The 18,916-nt window shown below is 68.8% G+C and carries 19 protein-coding genes; 5 read left to right on the forward strand and 14 right to left on the reverse strand.

What is annotated here, in order from left to right; genetic code table 11:
* Positions 1-16 precede the first annotated feature (16 nt).
* From NDR87_RS20140 to NDR87_RS20150, 3 genes are all read right to left on the reverse strand, one after another.
* The gene (locus NDR87_RS20140; protein WP_251914308.1) at positions 17-448 is read right to left on the reverse strand and encodes a hypothetical protein; all 432 of its coding nucleotides are present in this window, start codon (positions 446-448) and stop codon (positions 17-19) included.
* The gene (locus NDR87_RS20145; RefSeq protein ID WP_372494225.1) at positions 445-1,998 is read right to left on the reverse strand and encodes a hypothetical protein; all 1,554 of its coding nucleotides are present in this window, start codon (positions 1,996-1,998) and stop codon (positions 445-447) included. The genes NDR87_RS20140 and NDR87_RS20145 overlap by 4 nt, the downstream gene beginning before the upstream one ends.
* Positions 1,999-2,099: 101 nt before the next feature.
* Entirely contained in the window at positions 2,100-2,492 is a 393-nt protein-coding gene (locus tag NDR87_RS20150; protein ID WP_251914305.1) for a hypothetical protein, read from the reverse strand.
* A 174-nt stretch (positions 2,493-2,666) separates the two neighbouring features.
* Between NDR87_RS20150 and NDR87_RS20155 the strand changes: the two genes are divergently transcribed.
* A complete protein-coding gene (locus tag NDR87_RS20155) occupies positions 2,667-3,143 on the forward strand; it encodes a hotdog fold domain-containing protein (RefSeq protein WP_251914303.1) in 477 nt (158 codons plus the stop codon).
* A gap of 9 nt (positions 3,144-3,152) precedes the next feature.
* Here the strand turns inward: NDR87_RS20155 and NDR87_RS20160 are convergent, their stop codons facing one another.
* Positions 3,153-4,073, reverse strand: a complete 921-nt coding sequence (locus NDR87_RS20160) for a triacylglycerol lipase (protein ID WP_251914301.1) — start codon at positions 4,071-4,073, stop codon at positions 3,153-3,155.
* Positions 4,074-4,077: 4 nt separating this feature from the next.
* A complete protein-coding gene (locus tag NDR87_RS20165) occupies positions 4,078-5,097 on the reverse strand; it encodes an alpha/beta hydrolase (protein WP_372494224.1) in 1,020 nt (339 codons plus the stop codon).
* Positions 5,098-5,272: 175 nt separating this feature from the next.
* Here NDR87_RS20165 and NDR87_RS20170 point away from each other — a divergent pair, with 175 nt between their 5' ends.
* A complete protein-coding gene (locus tag NDR87_RS20170) occupies positions 5,273-6,487 on the forward strand; it encodes a lycopene cyclase family protein (RefSeq protein ID WP_251914298.1) in 1,215 nt (404 codons plus the stop codon).
* Here NDR87_RS20170 and NDR87_RS20175 read toward each other — a convergent pair.
* The 3 genes from NDR87_RS20175 to NDR87_RS20185 form a co-directional block, all read right to left on the reverse strand.
* Positions 6,434-7,462, reverse strand: a complete 1,029-nt coding sequence (locus NDR87_RS20175) for an SDR family oxidoreductase (RefSeq protein ID WP_251914289.1) — start codon at positions 7,460-7,462, stop codon at positions 6,434-6,436. The genes NDR87_RS20170 and NDR87_RS20175 overlap by 54 nt on opposite strands.
* 81 nt (positions 7,463-7,543) lie before the next feature.
* On the reverse strand, positions 7,544-8,302 hold the full coding sequence (locus NDR87_RS20180) for an SDR family oxidoreductase (protein WP_251914287.1): 759 nt from the start codon (positions 8,300-8,302) through the stop codon (positions 7,544-7,546).
* Between the two features lie 74 nt (positions 8,303-8,376).
* Positions 8,377-9,177 (reverse strand): enoyl-CoA hydratase-related protein, encoded by an 801-nt coding sequence (locus NDR87_RS20185; RefSeq protein ID WP_251914285.1) that lies wholly within the window; start codon positions 9,175-9,177, stop codon positions 8,377-8,379.
* A 133-nt stretch (positions 9,178-9,310) separates the two neighbouring features.
* Between NDR87_RS20185 and NDR87_RS20190 the strand changes: the two genes are divergently transcribed.
* Positions 9,311-10,525: a TetR/AcrR family transcriptional regulator gene (locus tag NDR87_RS20190; protein WP_251914283.1), complete on the forward strand. Its 1,215-nt coding sequence runs from the start codon at positions 9,311-9,313 to the stop codon at positions 10,523-10,525.
* On the opposite strand, the gene NDR87_RS20195 is transcribed toward NDR87_RS20190, so the two are convergent.
* From NDR87_RS20195 to NDR87_RS20205, 3 genes are read right to left on the reverse strand one after another with little or no spacing between them, the layout of a single operon-like run.
* Positions 10,526-11,365, reverse strand: coding sequence for an ABC transporter permease (locus NDR87_RS20195; protein ID WP_372494233.1), 840 nt, complete (start codon positions 11,363-11,365; stop codon positions 10,526-10,528). It abuts the gene before it with no gap.
* 5 nt (positions 11,366-11,370) lie between these two features.
* Entirely contained in the window at positions 11,371-12,138 is a 768-nt protein-coding gene (locus NDR87_RS20200; RefSeq protein WP_251914576.1) for an ABC transporter permease, read from the reverse strand.
* 41 nt (positions 12,139-12,179) lie between these two features.
* Positions 12,180-13,169: an ATP-binding cassette domain-containing protein gene (locus tag NDR87_RS20205; protein ID WP_251914281.1), complete on the reverse strand. Its 990-nt coding sequence runs from the start codon at positions 13,167-13,169 to the stop codon at positions 12,180-12,182.
* Between the two features lie 320 nt (positions 13,170-13,489).
* Between NDR87_RS20205 and NDR87_RS20210 the strand changes: the two genes are divergently transcribed.
* Positions 13,490-15,091 carry an aldehyde dehydrogenase family protein gene (locus NDR87_RS20210; RefSeq protein WP_251914279.1) on the forward strand — a complete coding sequence of 534 codons (1,602 nt, stop codon included), beginning with the start codon at positions 13,490-13,492 and terminating at the stop codon, positions 15,089-15,091.
* On the opposite strand, the gene NDR87_RS20215 is transcribed toward NDR87_RS20210, so the two are convergent.
* Positions 15,071-15,457 (reverse strand): MerR family transcriptional regulator, encoded by a 387-nt coding sequence (locus NDR87_RS20215; RefSeq protein ID WP_251914277.1) that lies wholly within the window; start codon positions 15,455-15,457, stop codon positions 15,071-15,073. The genes NDR87_RS20210 and NDR87_RS20215 overlap by 21 nt on opposite strands.
* A 65-nt stretch (positions 15,458-15,522) precedes the next feature.
* Here NDR87_RS20215 and NDR87_RS20220 point away from each other — a divergent pair, with 65 nt between their 5' ends.
* Entirely contained in the window at positions 15,523-16,389 is an 867-nt protein-coding gene (locus NDR87_RS20220; protein WP_251914274.1) for a polysaccharide deacetylase family protein, read from the forward strand.
* Here NDR87_RS20220 and NDR87_RS20225 read toward each other — a convergent pair whose 3' ends face one another.
* Positions 16,390-17,637 (reverse strand): Nramp family divalent metal transporter, encoded by a 1,248-nt coding sequence (locus NDR87_RS20225; RefSeq protein WP_251914272.1) that lies wholly within the window; start codon positions 17,635-17,637, stop codon positions 16,390-16,392.
* Positions 17,638-17,872: 235 nt separating this feature from the next.
* Complete coding sequence (locus NDR87_RS20230; RefSeq protein ID WP_251914270.1) at positions 17,873-18,901, reverse strand: alpha/beta hydrolase family protein; 1,029 nt, start codon at positions 18,899-18,901, stop codon at positions 17,873-17,875.
* Between the last annotated feature and the right edge of the window lie 15 nt (positions 18,902-18,916).

An 18,916-nucleotide genomic window follows, 5' to 3' on the forward strand; every position in this document is an offset into this window, starting at 1 on the left:
GTGTTCGCGCAGGTGCTCAGCCGGATATCCAGAGCGGCAGACCGATTCGATCGTCACCCTCGGCGGTGCGTACCGACAGCCGCAACTCCCAGGGGCCGGTCGACATGAAGGCCACCGCCACGGCGCGGAACAGCCCGGGTCGCACCGGCTTCGCCATGACGACCGGGGCGGCGTAGCCCATCCGCGGTTCGATGGCCTCGAGATGCACCATGGCCTCGGCGGCGCGGCCGTCTCGATCGGTGACCTCGATATCGACCTCGCTGTCGCCGACGCGGGGGTTGGCGACGGTGACGGTCACCAGGTGCCGCTCGGTGCCCGAGCGCACGGTGAGCGGGCCCGGCGGGCTGGGCCAGAGCAGCCAGCCCACCACCGCGACGATCAGTCCGACGACCACCACGGGTCCGGCGACGCGCAGAACCGTTGTGCGGTAGAGGGTTTCGGTGATCATGGTGCCACATCCAGCGCGACCGCGACGGTGTGCACGGTGTACCCGCGTTCGGCCTGGATCCAGATCCGGTAGCGGCCGGGGGCCGGGAAGGTGTAGGTGAAGGGCACCTCGGGACCGTAGGCGGCGACGGTCTCGTCGGGCGCGCTGTCACCGTTGGCGGGGAGCATGAGCATGACGCTCCTCGAGCCCGCATGACCGGGCATATCGTGCATAGCGGTCATATCGTGGCCCGCGGCGGTCCCGCCCATCGAGTGCGCATGACCCCAGACCGGCGAATTGTGCACTCCCGCGGCGATATCCGCCTCGTCGGCGATCGGCCCGGCGACGATCATATGGCCGACCATCCCCAGCCAGGGTTGCAGATCCGAGCGGTCGCCGAAGCGCGCGGAGAGGGTCGTCGGCGTTCCCGCACGGGCGGGTGTCATGGTGACGGTGACGGGCGTTTCGCCGACGACGGTCGAGACGCTCTGATTCGCGCCGAGCCGGACGGGGTCGACCGGCCGCGCCGCCGCACCCGGACCGACCGCGAAACCGGTTGCCGCCCATACCATTTGGACGCCGCCCCCGCGACGCGCCACCTCCGCCGACAGCGCGTACCGCCCCGGCGTCGACGGCGTCAGATGCGCCTCGTAACGACCGGGACCGGTGCGGATCGGATGCAGATGGTGCAGATCGCCGCCCGGTCCGATGACGAGCAGATGCATCAGCGCGCTGTCGTGCACGACCAGATCGTCCGCGGTCGCCCCGGTCGCGGAGTCGGTGACCGCGAGGCGAAGCTCCCCCGGCCGCCCGGCCACGAGAGCGCCGTCCGCGACGGTCAGCATGACCGGCGGCCGCGAGTAGTCCGAGATTTGAGGCTGTCCGAGGTAGTAGGGATCGGTCAGGTTGGCGGCGCTCGGATCCAGTTGCGCGCCCGGCTGCGGCGGCAGGGGCAGCGTGGCGGAGAGCAGGGCGGCGGTGACGGCCACCGCGACACCGGCGATCATGCCGCACGCGGGTACCAGGGCCCATGCGGTGCGCCGGGCCCGGACCGCCACCAGCACCGAAATCGGCAGCAGCACACCGGCGATCAGGAAGCCGCCGTAGACCAGTCGTTCCGGCGGCGAGACGACCTGGGCGGGCACCGCGAAGGGTATGCGTGCCACGCGCATGCCGTCATCGACCGTCAGCTCCCACGGCCCCGCGCGGTCCACTTCGAGATCGGTCGAATACATCCCCGCCGCGGCGCCGAGTTCCACCTCGCCGCGGCTGGTGGGCGCACCGGGGGCGGGCCGATCCCGCGCCGAACCGAACGGGACGGCCGCCACCCGCAGCCGACCGGGCGGGGTTCCGGCGTGGGTGACGATGTCGACGCGCAATGGCCCGGGAATCGAGGTGATCCGGCGCAGGATGACGGTCAGCTCGCGATCGCCGAGCGTCTGGGCCACCGAGACATCCCCGCCGAACGACGGCGAATCGGCCTGCGCCACCGGCATTCCGGCGACGAACAGGGCGGCGAGCAGGAGCAATCCGAGTCGGACGGTCCTCATCGCTGCGCTCACGCAGGCCATCGTAGGAACCATCCGGCCGCGAAAACATCACTCCCCGAGTTGATCCCGACTCCCCCGCGAGAGTGATCGTGACTCGGGGGAAGTCGGGGTATCGCCAGGGATCAGCCCAGATCCTGCACGATGATCGAGTTGTGGCCCTCGTACATGGCCGGATTCACCACGGCGAAGGCGATTTGGCCCTGCGGGTCGCGTGCGGTCTCGGTGAAGACGGCGGGCAGGTCGGCATAGACGTACTCGTCGTCCTGCGGCAGCTGCGAGGCCGGATCCATCCAGTACTGGGTGTTGGGGAATGCCTGGTCCAGCAGCGCCGGAATCGGGCTGTTCGCGACCGCGACGGTTTCGCCGTGGTCGAGCCCGACCCCGACGACGATCCCGTTGCGGGCATCGTTGATGATCGGCCGGAACGCCGCGGCCGGACCCGCGGTGACGGTCGCGGCGATCGCGCCGCCCACGACGGCGGTGCCGACCGTCGCGACGACTGTGCGGATACGCATGAGATGTCGAACTCCACTTCGCCGACTGAACGGCGTCGGCCCCCCGGCGACGCCCCCTCGGCGTGCGCGCTCAACGTAGCAGAACAAATGCCCGAACACCCGGGAAAATGTGCCCCCAACTAGGGGGTCTACGGGTCGCCGCGCACAAAACTTACTCCGAAGTAAGATGCGCGTATGACGAAAGAGACGACCACCCTCCGCGGCTGGAAGCGGCTGCCCGACAACCGGCTGGGACATACGCTGTTCTCGCTGGCCATGGTGGCCCGGGTGCCCTACTTCGGCACCGTGCTGCCGACGGTCGTGCGGCTCGAACCCGGTCTGTGCGAGGTCACCGCGCCGAAGTGGTTCGGCATCCACAACCACCTCGGCACCTTCCACGCCATCGCCGCGTGCAATCTGGCCGAGGCGGCCATGGGAATGCTCAGCGAGGCAACGGTTCCCACCACCCACCGCTGGATTCCCAAGGCAATGAACGTGCAGTACCTGACCAAGGCCGAGACCGGTCTGCGCGCGGTCGCCCAACTGCCCGAGGTGCCGGACTTCGACCAGATCACCGAGGGGCGGGATCTGGTCGTTCCGGTGTCGATCTATGACAAGTCGGGCCGCGAGGTGGTGCACGCCGACATCACCACCTGGGTCACGCCGAAGTAGGGGCCCCGCTCAGCACGGCGGGGGCGGCGCGTCGGCCAGGGCCGCGGCGACCAGGGCCAGTGCGTGCCGATCGGCCAGCAGATAGCTGTGGTCCACCTTGCGGTCCGGGCAGCCGTCCTGCACCCAGACATTGCGATCGACCTCGGTCGGCGCGGCCAGCAGGGCCGTGTCGGTCGGGGTGATCACCTCGTCGTCGCGGCTGGCGATGGCCGTGTAGCGAATGCCGGGCACGGTTTCGGCGGGCCGGTTGAGCTGGGACAGCACCGCCGATCCGGCGGTCTGCTGCACCCCGGCGCTGCCGAACACCTGCGCGGCGATGTGCGGGCCGTCCAGGCCCAGGGAGGCCAGGTCCGGATACTTCGCGGGCAGTTCGGCGAAATCCGAACCGCGATAGGGGGTGCCGAGGGTGACCACCGCGGCGGTCTCGTTCGGATGCGCCTTCAGATACTGGCGGATGATGTTGCCGCCGGTCGAATGCCCCACCAGCGCAACGCGTTCGGCCCCGGTGGTGGCGCGCACGGTGGTCACGAAGGCGGCCAGTTCGGCGGCGGAGGTGGCGAGATCGGCCACTCCGAACAGCGTCCGCCCCGACAGGGCGGCGCCGATGGGTCCCAGACCCGGCCAGGCCGGGTTGGCGGGCGCGCTCGCATTGCTCGCCAGCGATTGCGTCCGACCGAGGTTGGCGGCGTAGACGCAGTAGCCCTCGGCGCGCAGCGCGGGTGCGAGCACACCGAAGCTGCGCACCGCATCGGTCGCCGAACCATGCACCAGGACAACCGGATTCTGCTTGCCCGCCGCGGGGCGGCAGGTGAAGTCGTTGGCGCCGGGCACGTCGGGAATCTCCACGGCGGCGGCATTGGGAGGCAGTGCGATCAGGGCGGCGGCCAGCGGCGCGAGCAGGGCCGCGAGGCGGCGAATCGGATGGCGCACGGCTCTACACACCCAGCCCCGCGGCCAGCACCGGCCAGGAGTCCTTCAGATCTTCCTCCCAGTAGCCCCAGGAGTGGGTGCCGGTGGGCCGCAAATTGTAGGTGGCCGCAATGCCCAGGTCGTCCAGCCGCTTGCGCATATTGCGCGCGCAGTAGTCGGTACCGGCCTCGATGACTCCGCCGACCACGAGCTGGTTGGCATAGCCCCACGCACCGGGCAGCGAGTGCTTGCCGCCGTAGACGTCGTAGGCGCCGGGCAGTCCGGAGCCGTTGGAGATGTAGATCGCCTTGCCGCGCAGGCCCTCCGCCTGTACGTATGGATCGTTTCGGACCCAGTTCGGATCGTCGGGCGGGCCCCACATGTTCTGCACATTCGCCAGCCCCCACTCCTCGACGGTGAGTCGGACGAATTCGTGGCCGAGCGGATCGCTGGTCTGCGCGCAGCCGCTGTAGGCGGCGACGGCCTGATACAGATTCGGCGTGGTGGCCGCGAGCGCCAGGGTGCTGGTGCCCGACATGGAATAGCCCAGGATTCCGTTGCGGCCGTTGGCATTCAGATGCCGATCCAGCAGTGGCGGCAATTCCTGGGTCAGGAATGTGCGCCATTTGTTGCGGCCCAGCCGGGGATCGTCGCGCACCCAGTCGGTGTAGTAGCTGAACATACCGCCGATAGGTGTGACAACATTCACGTTCTTATCGGAAAGGAATTGCCAGGCATCGGTTTTGGACGCCCAGGTCGCGCCGTCAACCCCGCCCGCGGCGCCCAGCAGCATGTACAGCACCGGGCGCGGCACGCTCCGATCGGCCGCGAGTTGCACTTCCACCGGGATGTCGGCGGCCATCGCCGCGGAGCGCACGGTCAGGACCTGATGCCGTTCATCGTCCGACCTCACGGCGACGATCGCGGATTCCCCCGGCTCGGCCCGACTCATCGGCGCCGCCACCACGCTCGCGGCGACGATCGCGACCGCGGCCCCCATCCCAGCAGCCCAACGCCACCCACGCCCGTATCGAGCCTTGTTCATTTCCCACACTCCAGGGCGTACCCGCACTAGTCCCGGGCACCGGCCTCCGGCGCCCGGAGTCAGGTTATGAACGAGCGTAATGGATTTCATGACAGAATTTGCTGGGTCAGGACTTTTTGGGGCGTAACACGAGTCGGTACAAACCCGATGAATCGGTCTTGATTGAATGAGACATATGAGTGGTCGGCGGGTCCGGACGGATATCTGTGTGGTCGGCCTCGGGCCGACGGGCCGGGCGCTGGCGCATCGGGCGATGGCGGCCGGCCTCGACGTGGTGGCGGTGGACCCGCGACCGGAGCGCCCGTGGGTGCCGACGTTCTCCTGCTGGGTGGACGAACTGCCCGCGTGGTTGCCGGGGTCGGCCATCGCCGCCCGGATCGCCGCGCCCACCGTGTGGACCCGATCCGAGCACCGGATCCAGCGGCCCTACTGTGTGCTGTCCAAATCCGGCCTGCGCGAGGCGCTGCCGCTGGCCGATACCACGGTGCTGACCGCGCGGGCCACCGCGGTCGGGGCGCACCGGGTCGAGCTGAACGACGATACGGTCGTCACGGCCGAGACGGTCTTCGACACCCGCGGCCTGCCCGCCCCCGGCGCCCGCCGCACCGCCAGCGCGCACGGCATCTTCGTCGACGCCGAACGGGCCGCGCCCATGGTCGGCGAGGGCGAGGGGCTGCTGTTGGACTGGCGCGACCAGAACGGCGCGGGCCCCGGGGAGCCGCCCTCGTTCCTGTACGCGGTGCCCCTCGGCGACGGCCGGGTCATCTTCGAGGAGACCAGTCTGGGCCTGCGCGGCGGGATGCCGCAGCGCGAATTGCGCCGCCGCACGCTGAACCGGCTTGCCGCGCACGGCATCCGGCTGCGCGGCGACGAGCCGAGCGAGGCCGCGCACTATCCGCTGGATCAACCCCCACCCCGGCCGGGGTCGACGATGGCGATCCCGTTCGGCTCGCGCGGCGGGATGATGCATCCGTGCACCGGCTACAGCGTGGCCGACTCGCTGGCGCTGGTGGATACGGCCGTCGAGGCCGTGCGGGCCGGGCGCGATCCGATTCGCGAGCTGTGGCCGACGCGGGCGCGGCTGGTGTACTGGATGCGCGAGCGCGGCCTGTACGGGCTGGGCAGACTCACCACGGCGCAGTCGATCTCGATGTTCGAGGCGTTCTTCACCGCCGCACCGCGCCAGCAGCGGGCCCTGCTGTCGGCCCACGACGACTATGCCGCGCTGGGGGCGGTGCTGTTCATGACGGTGGCGCGGACCTGGCCGTTCCGCTGGCGGTTCGACCTGGTGGGCTGGACCAACCGGAACCGCTGGGTGGGCTATGAATACGGTCCGTCAGACCCAGTTCTCGATCCAATATTTCCAGATGATCGGGGCGTAGGCGGCTAACGGCGGCACGCTGATATCGGTGCCCGCCAGGGCCGTGGTGGTGTTGCGGCAGTCGAACCAGCAGCCGAATTCGCTGTGCTCCAGCACGTCCCGGGGGACGCCCAGGCGCGGCAGCACCCAGCTCACCCCCGGCACCCGCATGAGCACGTCGAGGCTCTCCTTGGGCATGACCTCGACCAGGTGCGGGGCACCGGCCTCGTCGGCGAACAGATTGAGCACGTCGGCCGCGGTCTGGCGGCGTGGATCGACCAGATGGTAAGTGGTGGAGGTGGATTCGGGCAGATGCGCGATGTGGTCCAGCGCCCTGGCCACGAAATCGACCGGGACCATATTGGTCTCGCCGAGTTTGGGCACCACCAGCGGCAGCAGCCGCGGTAACTGGGCAGCGATACGCAGCAGCCGGAAGAAGTAGTATGGGCCGGTGATGCGATCGATCTCGCCGGTGCGGGAGTGCCCGATCACGATGGAGGGCCGATAGATTCGCCACGGCACCCGGTGCTGCTCCCGGATCGCGCGCTCGGCCTCGAAGCAGGCCCGCTGATAGGGCGTGAGCAGCACCTGGCCCACATCGAACATGTCCTCGGTGTAGAGGCCCTCCGCCGAACCCGCCACCTCGGCCGTCGAAACGTGATGCAGCACACCCGCTCCCAGCCGCTCCGCGACGCCGAGCAGATTGCGGGTGCCGTCACCCGGCCTGCCCGCGTCGTATCCGGCGGCCAAGTGGAAGATCTGGTCGATCGAACCGCGATGGCGGGCAAGCCAATCCGGGTCGAGATCGAGTCCGGGCACGTCGAGATCGCCGCGCACCGGTCGGACCCGATCCCCGCCCAGCCATTCCCGCGCGCACCGGTCGAATCGGTACGCGGAGTCGGCCCCGGGCCGCACCAGCACGTAGATCTCATCGCTACGCTTCAGCAACTCGGGGATGAGATACCGCCCTATCCACCCAGTCGCCCCGGTTACCAGGTAAGCCATAGCGACAGCCTATCGCTTCGGCGAAAAAGCCAGATCAATGGGATGGTTGCGTACCATTCGCCCGTGTCGGACATGTCCGGCTCAACGGTTCACCGGGTAGTTTCGATCGAGCCATTCCTCGAAGGTCGGGCCCGCGATGATCGCCTCGGCGCCCGCGAGCAGCGCCCCGTTCGCCTGGAGTTCGTGGTTGGGGTCGGCGGTGTCCACGATCTCCGTCACCGTCGCGGGTGCGCCGCGGCGGGCGGCCAGCTTCGCCACGGCGGCCGCCAGCTCGAGTTGTTCGGGACCCGCGATATCCAGCCGGGCCGGGGCGGTTTCGGCGACGGCGAGCTCGGCCAGCCGCTCGGCGACCGTGCGGGCGGCCACCAGCTGCGTGCGGGTTCTGGGCACACAGGCCGTATCGCCCCGAGTGGTCCAGTCGAGCATCATCTCGGTGAATTCGTGGAACTGGGCCGCGCGCAGGATGCGGACCGGCAGCGGGCCCGCGAGGTAGGCGCGCTCCTGGGCCAGCTTTCCGGCGTAGTGCCCGGCGGTGAAGCGGTCGATGCCGATAATCGACACCACCACGATGTGCCGCACACCCGCGGCGACCGCCTCGCGCTGGACATTGTGGGCGACGGTGGCGAAAAACTCGGTGACCGCCGCCGTTTCGGTGGTGCTCGCATTCGTGGCATCCACCACGGCCTGCGCCCCGGCCAGCGCCCGCGCGAGTCCCTCCCCGGTGTAGACGTCCACGCCCGCCGCGCGGGTGATCGAAACCGTCTCGTGCCCTTGATTGTTCAGCACGTCGACCACTTCCCGGCCGATCCGCCCGCTCGCCCCGATGACCGCGATTCGCATGTCCACTCCCTTTCGTCTCGGGTTCACGCCGATGACGACGGGCGCGGTGCGAGTGTGACAATGTCGTGAACCGACTAATCGAACACAGCCTTGCGCTTCTGGAGCATGGCCGCGGCGCCCTCGGCGAAATCCGGGGAGCGCAGCAGTTCGGTCTGCCCGGACTTCTCGGCCGCGAGGGCGGTGTCGAGGGAGGTCAGGGCGACCTGGTTGAGGGCGCGCTTGGTGAGTTCGAGGGCGCGGCGGGGGCCGGCCGCCAGCTTGGCCGCCACCGCCTCCACGCGGGCGTCGAGTTCGTCGACGGGCAGTGCGGCGGTCAGCAGGCCGCGGCGGGCGGCCTCGGTCGCGGGCAGCCGCTCGCCGAGCAGGGCCATTTCGGCGGCCAGCGGGCGGCCCGCCGCGGCGGCGACCAGCGCGGCCGCGCCGCCGTCGGGCATCAGTCCGATATTGATGAAGGCCAGCAACAGATAGGAATCGTCGGCGGCGTAGGTGAGATCCGCGGCCAGGGCCAGCGCGACGCCGACGCCCGCGGCCGCGCCCCGAATCCGCGCGACCACCGGCACGGGCGCCTGGACGATGGACGTGACCATCCGGTTGGCCACATCCATGGTCATCTCCGGGGTGATCCCCCGCTGCGCCTCGCCGGCCGCCGCGGACAGATCGGCCCCGGTGCAGAAGTCGCCCCCTTCGCCGGTCAGCACGATCGCCCGGACCGAGGTATCGTCTGCGGCCGCCAGGAAGGTGTCGCCCAGCGCGGCCATGGTGTCGTAGTCGACGGCGTTCTTGCGCCTGGGGTTGGTGATCGTGACGCGCAGCACCCGGCCGTCTCGGACCGCGCTGAATCCGGTGCCGGAGGTCGGGTGGTCGAGCTCGCTCATTGCTACTCCCGGGAGTGGACCGCCAGCGCTGGCACGGCCGCCAGAATGGTGGTTAACTTTGCGAATTGTGGTTAACTTAGGTTGACTGGTCCGGCGCTGTCAACAAAGGCGGCTCGGGTAGAAGGAGAGGTGTATGGTCGCGGATCGCAGCGAGGCCGGGCTCGCTTCCGCGCGACGCCAACCCACTCAGCGCCGGCCCAAGGATCGCAAGGCCCAGATCGTGCGGGTCGCGGCCCGTGCGTTCAGCGAGCGGGGCTATCACCCGGTCGGCGTGGACGAGATCGCGGCCGAGGTCGGCATCTCCGGCCCGGCCCTGTACCGCCACTTCACCAACAAGTACGCGCTGCTGGTCGCCGCCGCCGAATCCGGCGCGCAGCAGCTGCTCGAGGTGGCCCGTGCGGCCGACGATCCCGCGTTGGATCCGGAATCGCGACTCACCGCACTGATCCGCGCGCTGGCCGAACACACCATCGAGGTGCGCCGCGAGGGCGGGCTGTACCGCTGGGAGCGCCGGTATCTGGAGCCCGAGGACCGCGCCCGCATCCGGCTCGTCTACGAGGGTCTGCACCAGACCGTCGAGCGGGCGATCGCCGGGCTGCGCCCCGAGCTCCCCGGCGACGATGTGGAACTGCTGGCCACCGGCATGCTCGGTGCGATCGGCAGCATCACCGCCCATCGCACCGCGCTGGCCACCGGTCGGCTGACCGATCTGCTGGCCGATGTCTGCGCCTCGATCCTGCGCACCGATCTGCCGCCCGCGCCCACCGAGCCGGCGACCCGCTCGCCCGTGCGCGGGTTGCCGCTGAGCTCCAAACGCGAACAGCTGCTGGCGGAATCGATCCGGATCTTCGGCCGCCAGGGCTATCACGAGGCCAGCATCGAGGAGATCGGCGCGGCGGTCGGCATCAACGCCTCCAGCGTCTACCGCTACTTCCCCAGCAAGTCCGAGTTGCTGGCCGCCGCCTTTCACCGCACCGGTGAGCGAGTCGCGATCGCCAATGCCGAGGCTCTGGCCGAGGCCACCAGCCGCGCCGACGCCGCCGTGCGCATCGCGGCCCGCTTCGCCCGGCTCACCTTCGCCATGCCGGAGATCCTGCCGGTCTACTTCGCCGAATTCTCCAATCTGCCCCCCGCCGAACAGCAGAAGCTGCGCTCCATCCAGCGCCAGAACGTCCTGGAATGGGCGCACCTGCTCGACGGCGACCAGGCCGAGGCCCGCTTCCGCGTGCACGCCGCCATCGCCCAGGTGATCGACGCCGGACGCCGCATGCGCTTCGACTCACGCCCGGAGAGCCTGGCCCGGGTGCAGGCCCTGATGACCGCGGTTCTGCTGGGCGAGAAGGGCTGATCAGGCCCCGGTCTCGGCCGCGCGGCGATAGCCGCGGATGGCCGGATAGGTGAAGACCACGATGAAACCGATGATCCAGGCCAGGGTCTGCAGCAGCGGCTCCGCCACCGGGCCGTCCCAGGCCAGTCCCCGCATGGCGTCGATGGCCGTACTCATCGGCTGGTACTGCACGACCTTCTGCAGCCACATCGGGTAGGCCATCACCGGGACGAAGCCGGAGTTGAAGAACATCAGCAGCGTATTGATGATGCCGATGATCTGCACCAGCATCACGCCCTCGGAAAAGGTGGCCAGCGCCGTGACCAGCACCGCGAAACCCACCCCGAACAGCACCGGAACCAGGATCATGGCCAGCGAGGCCAGCGGGCCGTTCCAGAAGCGGAAGCCGATGCACACGCCGACCGCGATCACGAACAGCGTGGTGACCAGCACCCGGACCGCCTCGGCCAGCAGCCGCCCGGTCAACCCGGCGGCGCGGTGGATCGGCATGGTCCAGAACCGGCCCAGGAGGCCCGTGTACTTCTCGCCCTTGAAGCCGAGCGCGCTGACCACCGCCCCGGACATGGCCGCCACCAGCGTGATCAACGGGACCGTGCCGTAGACGCTGGGCATCCCGGTGGCGCTGGTGATCGAATCACCCAGTACCACGCGGAACATCAGCAGCGTCAGCGCCGGATACACCAGCGTCTGAATGGTGGTCGCGGGATCGCGAGCCCACACCAGCAGCAATCGCTTGCACTGAATCAGGCTGTGCCGCACCCAGGTCGACAGCGCCCGCTCCGACGGCGGTGCGACGCGCGGCAGCACGGCGACGCGGTCGGTTCGATCGGCAACTTCCACAGAACTCACGAACGCCTCACACTCGCCCAGATCGCCAGCGGCACAAAGAACACCGCGAGTCCGCCCAGCCACAGCAGCGGCACCCACAGCACATCCCAGCTCACTCCGCCCGCCGCCATATCCCGCATGGCGAAGGAGAACTGCGAGACGGGCTGATTACGCACGAACGGCCGAATCCACGCGGGAAAGCCGCTTTCCGGCACGAACCCGCACGACAGCATGCCGAAGATCAGCGTCGGCAGCGTCAGCGCCTGGCTCAGCGACTCCGGGCTCTTGGTCAGACAGCCCAGCGCGTCGGCGCCGATCGCGAGCACCGTGCCGACCGCCAGGGAGAACACGCAGAACAGCGCGGCCTGCCAGAACCCGGCGACGAAGCGGAAACCGATCACATGCCCGAAGCCGAGGGCCGCGACGAGCGAGGTCACCGACCGCACCATCCCGGCCGAGATCCGCGAGGTGAGCGGCACCAGCGTGCCGATGGGCATGGTCTGCATCCGGGTGTTCAGCCCGGTCATCGATTCGAAGGCGGCGATCTGCGCATTCGACATCATCGTGAAGGCCATCGTCTGCAGCACGATGATCGGCATGACGAACTGGGCGTAGTCGATGCCCCGGAACTGCATGACGAATTTGAGCGGCAGATAGAAGCCGAGGGTGAAGACCAGCGGGGTGACGACGGCGACGATCAACTCGCCCTTGGTGGCCATCGTCCACACGATCCGGCCGGTCAATGCCCGCCACTGGGCGAAGCTGGAGAGCCGGGCCGTGGGCATGTCGGCGAACAGCCGGACCCGGGCGTCGAGGGTGGAAGCGGTCACCGGTGGCCACCCGAGCGGCCGGTGATGGATAGGAACACATCGTCGAGCGACGGGCGACGCAGGGCGATATCGGCCAGGTCGACGGCGGCCGCGTCGAGACGGCGCAGCGCCTCGGCGAGGGTGGCCGCGCCGTCGGGGGCCGGAATGGAGACGCGGTCGGCGCCGTTCAGATCCCTGCGCACATGGTCGGGCACCAGATCACCGAGTGCGTCGACCGCGCGGAGCAGGCGGGAGGGGTCCAGCGGGACCACCTCGCAGTAGCTGCCGCCGGTCTTCTCCTTCAGTTCGTCGGCGGTGCCCTCGGCGATGACCGTGCCGCGATCGATGACGATGATGTTGTCGCTCAGGACGTCGGCCTCCTCGAGGTACTGCGTGGTGAGCAGCACCGTGATGCCCTGCTCCTTGAGCGCGGTCACCAGGTCCCACACGCCCTGGCGGCTGCGCGGGTCCAGGCCGGTGGTCGGCTCGTCGAGGAACACCACCTCGGGGCGCACGACCAGGCCGCAGGCGATGTCGACGCGGCGGCGCATGCCGCCCGAATAGTGCCGCACCGCACGCCGACCGGCGCTGACCAGATCGAACTCCTCGAGCAGCGCGTCCGCGCGAGTGCGGGCGGCCTTCTTGGACAGGCCCATCAGGCGGCCGAACAGTTCCAGATTCTCGCGGCCGGACAGATTCTCGTCCAGGGCGGCGTACTGGCCGGTCATCATGATCGAGCGCCGCACGCCCGCCGGATCCCTGCTCACGTCGTGTCCGGCGACCACGGCCGTGCCGGAGTCGGGACGCAACAGGGTGGACAGGATCTTCACCGTGGTGGTCTTGCCCGCGCCGTTCGGGCCGAGGATGCCGAGGACTGAGGCGCGCGCGGCGGTGAAGCTGATGCCCTGCAGGGCATGGACCTCGCCGAAGGATTTGCGTACCTCCGATACCACCACGGCGGGGTCACCCGGCGCGGGGTGCGATTCTGCGTTGTCCAAGCTCGGCATCAACTCTCCACTATCGGGGCCGGGGCGTCGATTGGTGATCCCTTCCACCGGCGCCGATGTTACTGGTCGAGCAAACCGGTACCCACTTCATGATCCGGATATTTGTGTCGTTGCTCACAATTTGCCATACCTGTCGGTCCATCCAGGAATCCGCGCTGGTCCAGCGACAGACCGAACGGTATGCGTCAAGAGTCGTTCCTTGTCCGCGCGACGGCCCCGCCCATAGTGTGGCGGACAAGGGGAACTGACACGACTCAGTTGTCCTCGGTGGCTGTGATCGCACCGCGCCGAGGGCATTTCGCCAGCGAGAAGGGTTACCAATGGCCGAGTCTGCCCGCGGCGCGAGCGACGAGACCGAAGGCGGCAGCGTGCGTAACCACGAAGGGACCCGGGAGCGCCGCCAAGCGACACAGTCTCGTACGGCGGCAGCGCGTTCCACCGGATCGGGCCGCTCGCGGGTCCTGACGTCCTATGATCCGCGGACCGGGGAGGCCGTGGGCGACTACGCGATCATGGGCACGGGCGAGCTGACCCGGACGATGCGCGCCGCGCGATCGGCGGAGAAGTGGTGGGCGGCACTCGGATTCGCGGGGCGGCGGCGCTGGCTGCTGGACTGGAAGCGCGATATCGCCCGGCACGCCTCGGAACTGGTCGAGATCGTCTGCACCGAGACGGGTAAGCCCGGGGTGGACGCGGCCATCGAGGTCATGCTGGCGGTGGAGAATCTGGACTGGGCCGCGCGCAATGCCGAATCGGCCCTGGGCCGAAGGCGGCTTGGCTCGACCTGGCTCACCCGCAATCAGCGCGCCTCGGTCGGCCATCTGCCGCTGGGCGTGGTCGGCGTGCTCGGGCCGTGGAGCAATCCGGTGTTCACGCCGATGAGCTCGATCGCCTACGCCATGGCCGCGGGCAACGCGGTGGTGTTCAAGCCGAGCGAGCTCACCCCGGGGGTCGGGGTGTGGCTGGCCGAGAGCTGGGCCCGCCAGGCCCCGAATCAGCCGGTGCTGCAGGTGGTTACCGGCGATATCAGCACCGGGGCCGCGCTGTGCCGGGCGCGGGTGGACAAGATCGCCTATGCCGGACCCGAGGCCGGGGCGCGCGAGGTGATCTCACTGTGTGCGCAGACCATGACCCCGGTGGTGGTGGAGCGCGCGGGCAAGGGCGCGATGGTGGTACAGGTCGACGCCAAACTCGACGACGCCGCCGAGGCCGCGGTGTTCGGCGCCATGGCCAATGCCGGGCAGAGCGCGGCCGGGATCCAGCGGGCCTACGTCGCGGAGTCGGTCTACGAGCCGTTCCTGGAACGCGTTGTGGCCCAGGCCCGCAAGCTCCGCCCGGGCGGGGACCGCAAGGCCTCCTACGGCCCGATGATCCTGGAGTCGCAGGTCGAGGTGGTACGCCGCCAGATCAAGGACGCGCTCGCGCGCGGCGGCCGGGCCGTGGTCGGCGGGCTGGAATCGATCCGGGAGCCGTATATCGAACCCATCGTGCTGACCGAGGTGCCCGAGGACAGCCTGGCCATCACCGGCGAGGCGATCGGACCGGTGCTGATCGTGAACCGGGTCGCGACCATGGACGAGGCGGTGGAGCGGATCAATGCCGCCGACCACGGGCTGGCGGTGCCGGTGTTCACCCGCGACGTGGGCGCGGTACCCGAACTGGCCGAGCGGATCAGAACCGGTGTGGTGACGATCAATTCGTCGATGACCTATGCGGGCATCCCGTCGCTGCCCTTCGGCGGCGTCGGCGAGTACGGTCAGGGCCATGCCCACGGCGAGGCGGGTCTGCGCGAATTCAGCCGCACGCTGGCCATCGCGCAGAAGCGCTACCGCGCCCCGGTCAACCTGTCCACCTTCGACCGTCATCCGCGACATCTGCGGCTGGCCAAGGCCATCTTCCGGCTACGCCACGGACGCGTCTGACCGACGCATGCAGCCCTTCAGGGAGTCGATATAGGCCGACATGGCGTCCCGGTTGCGGCTCAGCAGCTCGATCCGCGCCGAGAGCCGGTCGCGCTGATCCTCCAGGGTGGCAATGATTTCCGGGGAGGCATCGGCGAAGTGGATGTCGGTCGGATCGCCCAGACACGGCAGGATCTGCTTGATCAGGCGGGTGGGCAGACCCGCCTCGAGCAGACCGCGGATGTGCAGGACCTGCTCGACCAGCCGCTCGTCGTAGTCGCGATAGCCGTTGGCGCGGCGGGCGACCCGGATCAGGCCCTGCTCCTCGTAGTAGCGCAGCAGGCGCGGGGATGTCTCGGTGCGCTTGGCGAGTTCGCCGATTCGCATATGCCCTACCTCACAACCACTCTCGCTTGACCATCACATCTGTGTGAGGGTTTCAGCATAGGCGCATGAGCACCGACATCACCCTCTACGACTACCGCCCCATCACCGAGCGCGAGCCGATCCACTGGCCCGAGGGCAAGCGGGTCGCGTTCTACGTGGGCCTGAATATCGAGCACTTCTACGTGGATCTGCCCGGCACCGCCACCTACGAGGGCACCACCTCCCTCACCCCCGACGCGCTGAACTACGGCTGGCGCGACTACGGGCCGCGGGTGGGCATCTGGCGGCAGATCCAACTGCTCGACAAGTACGGCATCCGGGCCAGCGCCCTGCTCAATTCCGATGTGGGCGAGCGGTATCCGCAGATCATCGCCGCGGGGAGGGAGCGCGACTGGGCATGGCTGGCCCACGGCAGCAGCAACAGCCATCTGCATACGGGGCTGTCGATCGACGAGGAGCGCGGCGTGCTGCGCGATATCGTCTCGGCGATCGAGAAGAGCACCGGGCAGCGGCCGAAGGGCTGGATGGGACCGGGGCTGACCGAGACCTTCCACACCCCCGAGTTGCTGGCCGAACTGGGCCTGAGCTACGTGCTGGACTGGACCAACGACGATCAGCCGTATCGCCTGAACGTGCCGGGCATGCTGAGCGTTCCGTATTCGGTGGAGCTCAACGACATCGGCATCTTCGTCAGCAAGGGGCTCACCGGACCGGACTTCGTACGCATCGTGCGGGATCAGGTGGATCAGCTGCACGAGGATGCCGCGGACAGCGGACGAGTGATGGCGTTGGCGCTGCATCCGTTCATCACGGGGCAGGCGTTCCGGCACCGGTATCTCGACGAGGCTCTCGACTACGTCACCAATCACCCCGGGGTGTGGGTGACCACGAGCGATGAGATCGCCGAACGATATGCGGCGCAGGCGCGCTGATCAGGCGCCGGTGACCGTGAGGTAGATCAGCAACAGGTTGAGCGCGCTGATGACGGCGGCGATCAGCCAGGCCAGCGCGGAGGTTACGCGATGGTTGGTGGCGTCGCCCATCAGAGCGCGATCACTGGTGAAGCGCACCAGCGGGATCAGCGCGAACGGGATGCCGAACGACAGCACCACCTGCGAGATGATCAGCGCGCGGGTGGGATCGAGGCCGACGGCCAGCACGAGCAGGGCCGGGATCAGAGTGACCAGGCGGCGCAGCAGCAGCGGAATGTGGCGGCGCAGCAGGCCACCCATGATCATCGCCCCGGCGTGGGCGCCCACCGAGGTGGAGGCCAGTCCCGAGGCCAGCAGGCCGACCGCCAGCAGCAGCGCCGCGCCGGGTCCCAGCGCGTCGCGCACTGCGGCGTGCGCGGATTCGAGGGAATCGACATCGTCGCGGCCGTTGAGGGTGTTCGCGGCCATCAGCAGCATGGACAGGTTCACCGCACCCGCGATGAGCATTGCCAGGCCCACGTCGTAGCGGGTGATTCGCAGCAGCCGGGTGCGCACCGCGGGGGTCTCGGCATGTCCGTGCCGATCGCGCGACAGGCCCGAATGCAGATAGATCGCGTGCGGCATCACCGTCGCGCCGATCATCGCGGCGGCCAGCAGCACGCTCTCGGTGCCCGAGAACCGCGGCGTCAGCCCGCCCAGCGTGCCCGATACCGACGGCGGCGAAATCACCACGCTGGCCATGAATCCGATCGCGATCACCGCGAGCATGCCGATGATGACGCGCTCGAACGGCTTCTGGCCACGGCGATTCTGCACGGCCAGCAGCGCCATCGACACCACACCGGTGATGATCCCGCCGACCAGCAGCGGCAGGCCGAACAGCAGATTCAGCGCGATGGCACCGCCCACGACCTCGGCCAGATCGGTCGCCATGGCGACCAGTTCGGCCTGGCCCCAATAGGCCAGCCGCACCGGACGGCTCGACCGGTCGCGCACCACCTCCGGCAGCGTGCGCCCGGTGACCAGGCCCAGCTTGGCCGAGAGGAACTGCACCAGCGCGGCCATGATGTTGGCCATCACGATCACCCACACCAGCAGGTAGCCGAACTGCGCTCCGGCGCTGATGTTGGAGGCGACATTGCCCGGATCGACATAGGCGATGGCGGCCACGAATGCGGGACCGAGCAGAACCGCTGCCCCGCGCACCCGTTGAAAAGAGGAACGGGGGACGGCTATCGCGGTGCTCATGAGAAGAGTTTACGGGTAGCCGAACTTTTTGTTGAGAGCTACCTGGAAAATGTGAGGTTGTTCAAGGTGCGGGAATGCCCTGGCCTCGGTCGCTGGGCGACCGAGGCCAGGGAATCGAGAGGTGGGTCGAGGCCAGGGAATCGAGAGGTGGGTCGAGACCAGGGAATCGAGAGGTGGGTCGAGACCAGGGAATCGAGAAGCGGATCGAGACCAGGGAATCGAGAGGACGGAGTCCTTACAACCCCAGGCCGTGGGCCAGGACCGGCCAGGAGTTCATGAAGTCGTCGCGCCAGTAGCCCCAGGAGTGGGTGCCGCCGTTGCGGAAGTTGTAGGTGGCGGGGATACCGAGGGCGTTGAGCTTGTTCTGCATGTTGTGGGTGCAGAAGTTGGTGCCCGCCTCGATGACGCCGCCGATCACGATCTGGTTGGCCAGGCCGTAGGAGCCGGGCAGCGCGTACTTGTTGTCCAGGGTGTCGTACTGGCCGGGCAGGCCGTTGCCGGTGGACAGGTACAGCTCGGTGCCGCGCAGCTTCTCGGCGTTGACGTAGGGATCGTTCTCCGCCCACGCCGGGTTGTTGTCATCGCCGTACATGTTGCGCACGTCGCCGCCGCCCCACACGTTGACGGTCAGCTTCACGAACTCCCGACCGGCCGGATCACTGGTCTGCGCGCAGCCGGAGTAGGCCGCGGCCGCCTTGTACAGGCCCGGCTTGGCGATCGGCAGATTCAGCACGGTGGTACCCGAGGTGGACAGTCCCGCGATGGCATTGATGCCGTTGGTGCCCAGCGCGCCGTCGATCAGCGGGGGCAACTCCTCGGTGAAGAAGGTCTTCCACTTGTTGCGGCCCAGGACCGGATCGTCCTTCAGCCAGTCGGTGTAGTAGCTCCACTTGCCGCCGATGACCTGCACGACATTGACGTTCTTGTCGCCGAGGAAGCCGTTGACGATATCGGTCTTCTTCACCCACGAGGCGTCGTCCTCGCCGCCGCCCGCGCCGTTGAGCAGATACAGCGTCGGCCGCGGCACCGAGGCGTCGGCCGGGCGCTGCACGTCGACCGGGAACGTCTCGTCCATGGCCGTGGAGTAGACGTAGAGCCGGATGTTGCGGTTGTCCTTGTAGGTCGCCTTGGTGATCCGCGATCCGTCGGGCGCCTTGGGATCGGCCAGCAGGCTCTTCGACGCGATGATCGGGTCCTCCGCCGATGCGGTGGTGGCGCCGACTCCGGCGACTACCCCGACGAGAACGCCTGTTGCCGCGAGCACCGCCGCAGCCCTGAG

The sequence above is a fragment of the Nocardia sp. CDC159 genome (assembly GCF_023740735.1).
In the GTDB taxonomy this organism is placed as follows: domain Bacteria; phylum Actinomycetota; class Actinomycetes; order Mycobacteriales; family Mycobacteriaceae; genus Nocardia; species Nocardia pulmonis.

Excerpts from the sequence above, each read along its gene's own strand:
- NDR87_RS20200 (WP_251914576.1), bottom strand. The coding sequence starts at position 12,138 with ATGCCCACGGCCCGGCTCTCCAGCTTCGCCCAGTGGCGGGCATTGACC.
- NDR87_RS20205 (WP_251914281.1), bottom strand. The coding sequence starts at position 13,169 with ATGCCGAGCTTGGACAACGCAGAATCGCACCCCGCGCCGGGTGACCCC.
- NDR87_RS20175 (WP_251914289.1), bottom strand. The coding sequence starts at position 7,462 with ATGGCTTACCTGGTAACCGGGGCGACTGGGTGGATAGGGCGGTATCTC.
- NDR87_RS20180 (WP_251914287.1), bottom strand. The coding sequence starts at position 8,302 with ATGCGAATCGCGGTCATCGGGGCGAGCGGGCGGATCGGCCGGGAAGTG.
- NDR87_RS20165 (WP_372494224.1), bottom strand. The coding sequence starts at position 5,097 with ATGAACAAGGCTCGATACGGGCGTGGGTGGCGTTGGGCTGCTGGGATG.
- NDR87_RS20145 (WP_372494225.1), bottom strand. The coding sequence starts at position 1,998 with ATGGCCTGCGTGAGCGCAGCGATGAGGACCGTCCGACTCGGATTGCTC.
- NDR87_RS20190 (WP_251914283.1), top strand. The coding sequence starts at position 9,311 with ATGGTCGCGGATCGCAGCGAGGCCGGGCTCGCTTCCGCGCGACGCCAA.
- NDR87_RS20185 (WP_251914285.1), bottom strand. The coding sequence starts at position 9,177 with ATGAGCGAGCTCGACCACCCGACCTCCGGCACCGGATTCAGCGCGGTC.
- NDR87_RS20155 (WP_251914303.1), top strand. The coding sequence starts at position 2,667 with ATGACGAAAGAGACGACCACCCTCCGCGGCTGGAAGCGGCTGCCCGAC.
- NDR87_RS20140 (WP_251914308.1), bottom strand. The coding sequence starts at position 448 with ATGATCACCGAAACCCTCTACCGCACAACGGTTCTGCGCGTCGCCGGA.
- NDR87_RS20215 (WP_251914277.1), bottom strand. The coding sequence starts at position 15,457 with ATGCGAATCGGCGAACTCGCCAAGCGCACCGAGACATCCCCGCGCCTG.
- NDR87_RS20220 (WP_251914274.1), top strand. The coding sequence starts at position 15,523 with ATGAGCACCGACATCACCCTCTACGACTACCGCCCCATCACCGAGCGC.
- NDR87_RS20210 (WP_251914279.1), top strand. The coding sequence starts at position 13,490 with ATGGCCGAGTCTGCCCGCGGCGCGAGCGACGAGACCGAAGGCGGCAGC.
- NDR87_RS20225 (WP_251914272.1), bottom strand. The coding sequence starts at position 17,637 with ATGAGCACCGCGATAGCCGTCCCCCGTTCCTCTTTTCAACGGGTGCGC.
- NDR87_RS20150 (WP_251914305.1), bottom strand. The coding sequence starts at position 2,492 with ATGCGTATCCGCACAGTCGTCGCGACGGTCGGCACCGCCGTCGTGGGC.
- NDR87_RS20170 (WP_251914298.1), top strand. The coding sequence starts at position 5,273 with ATGAGTGGTCGGCGGGTCCGGACGGATATCTGTGTGGTCGGCCTCGGG.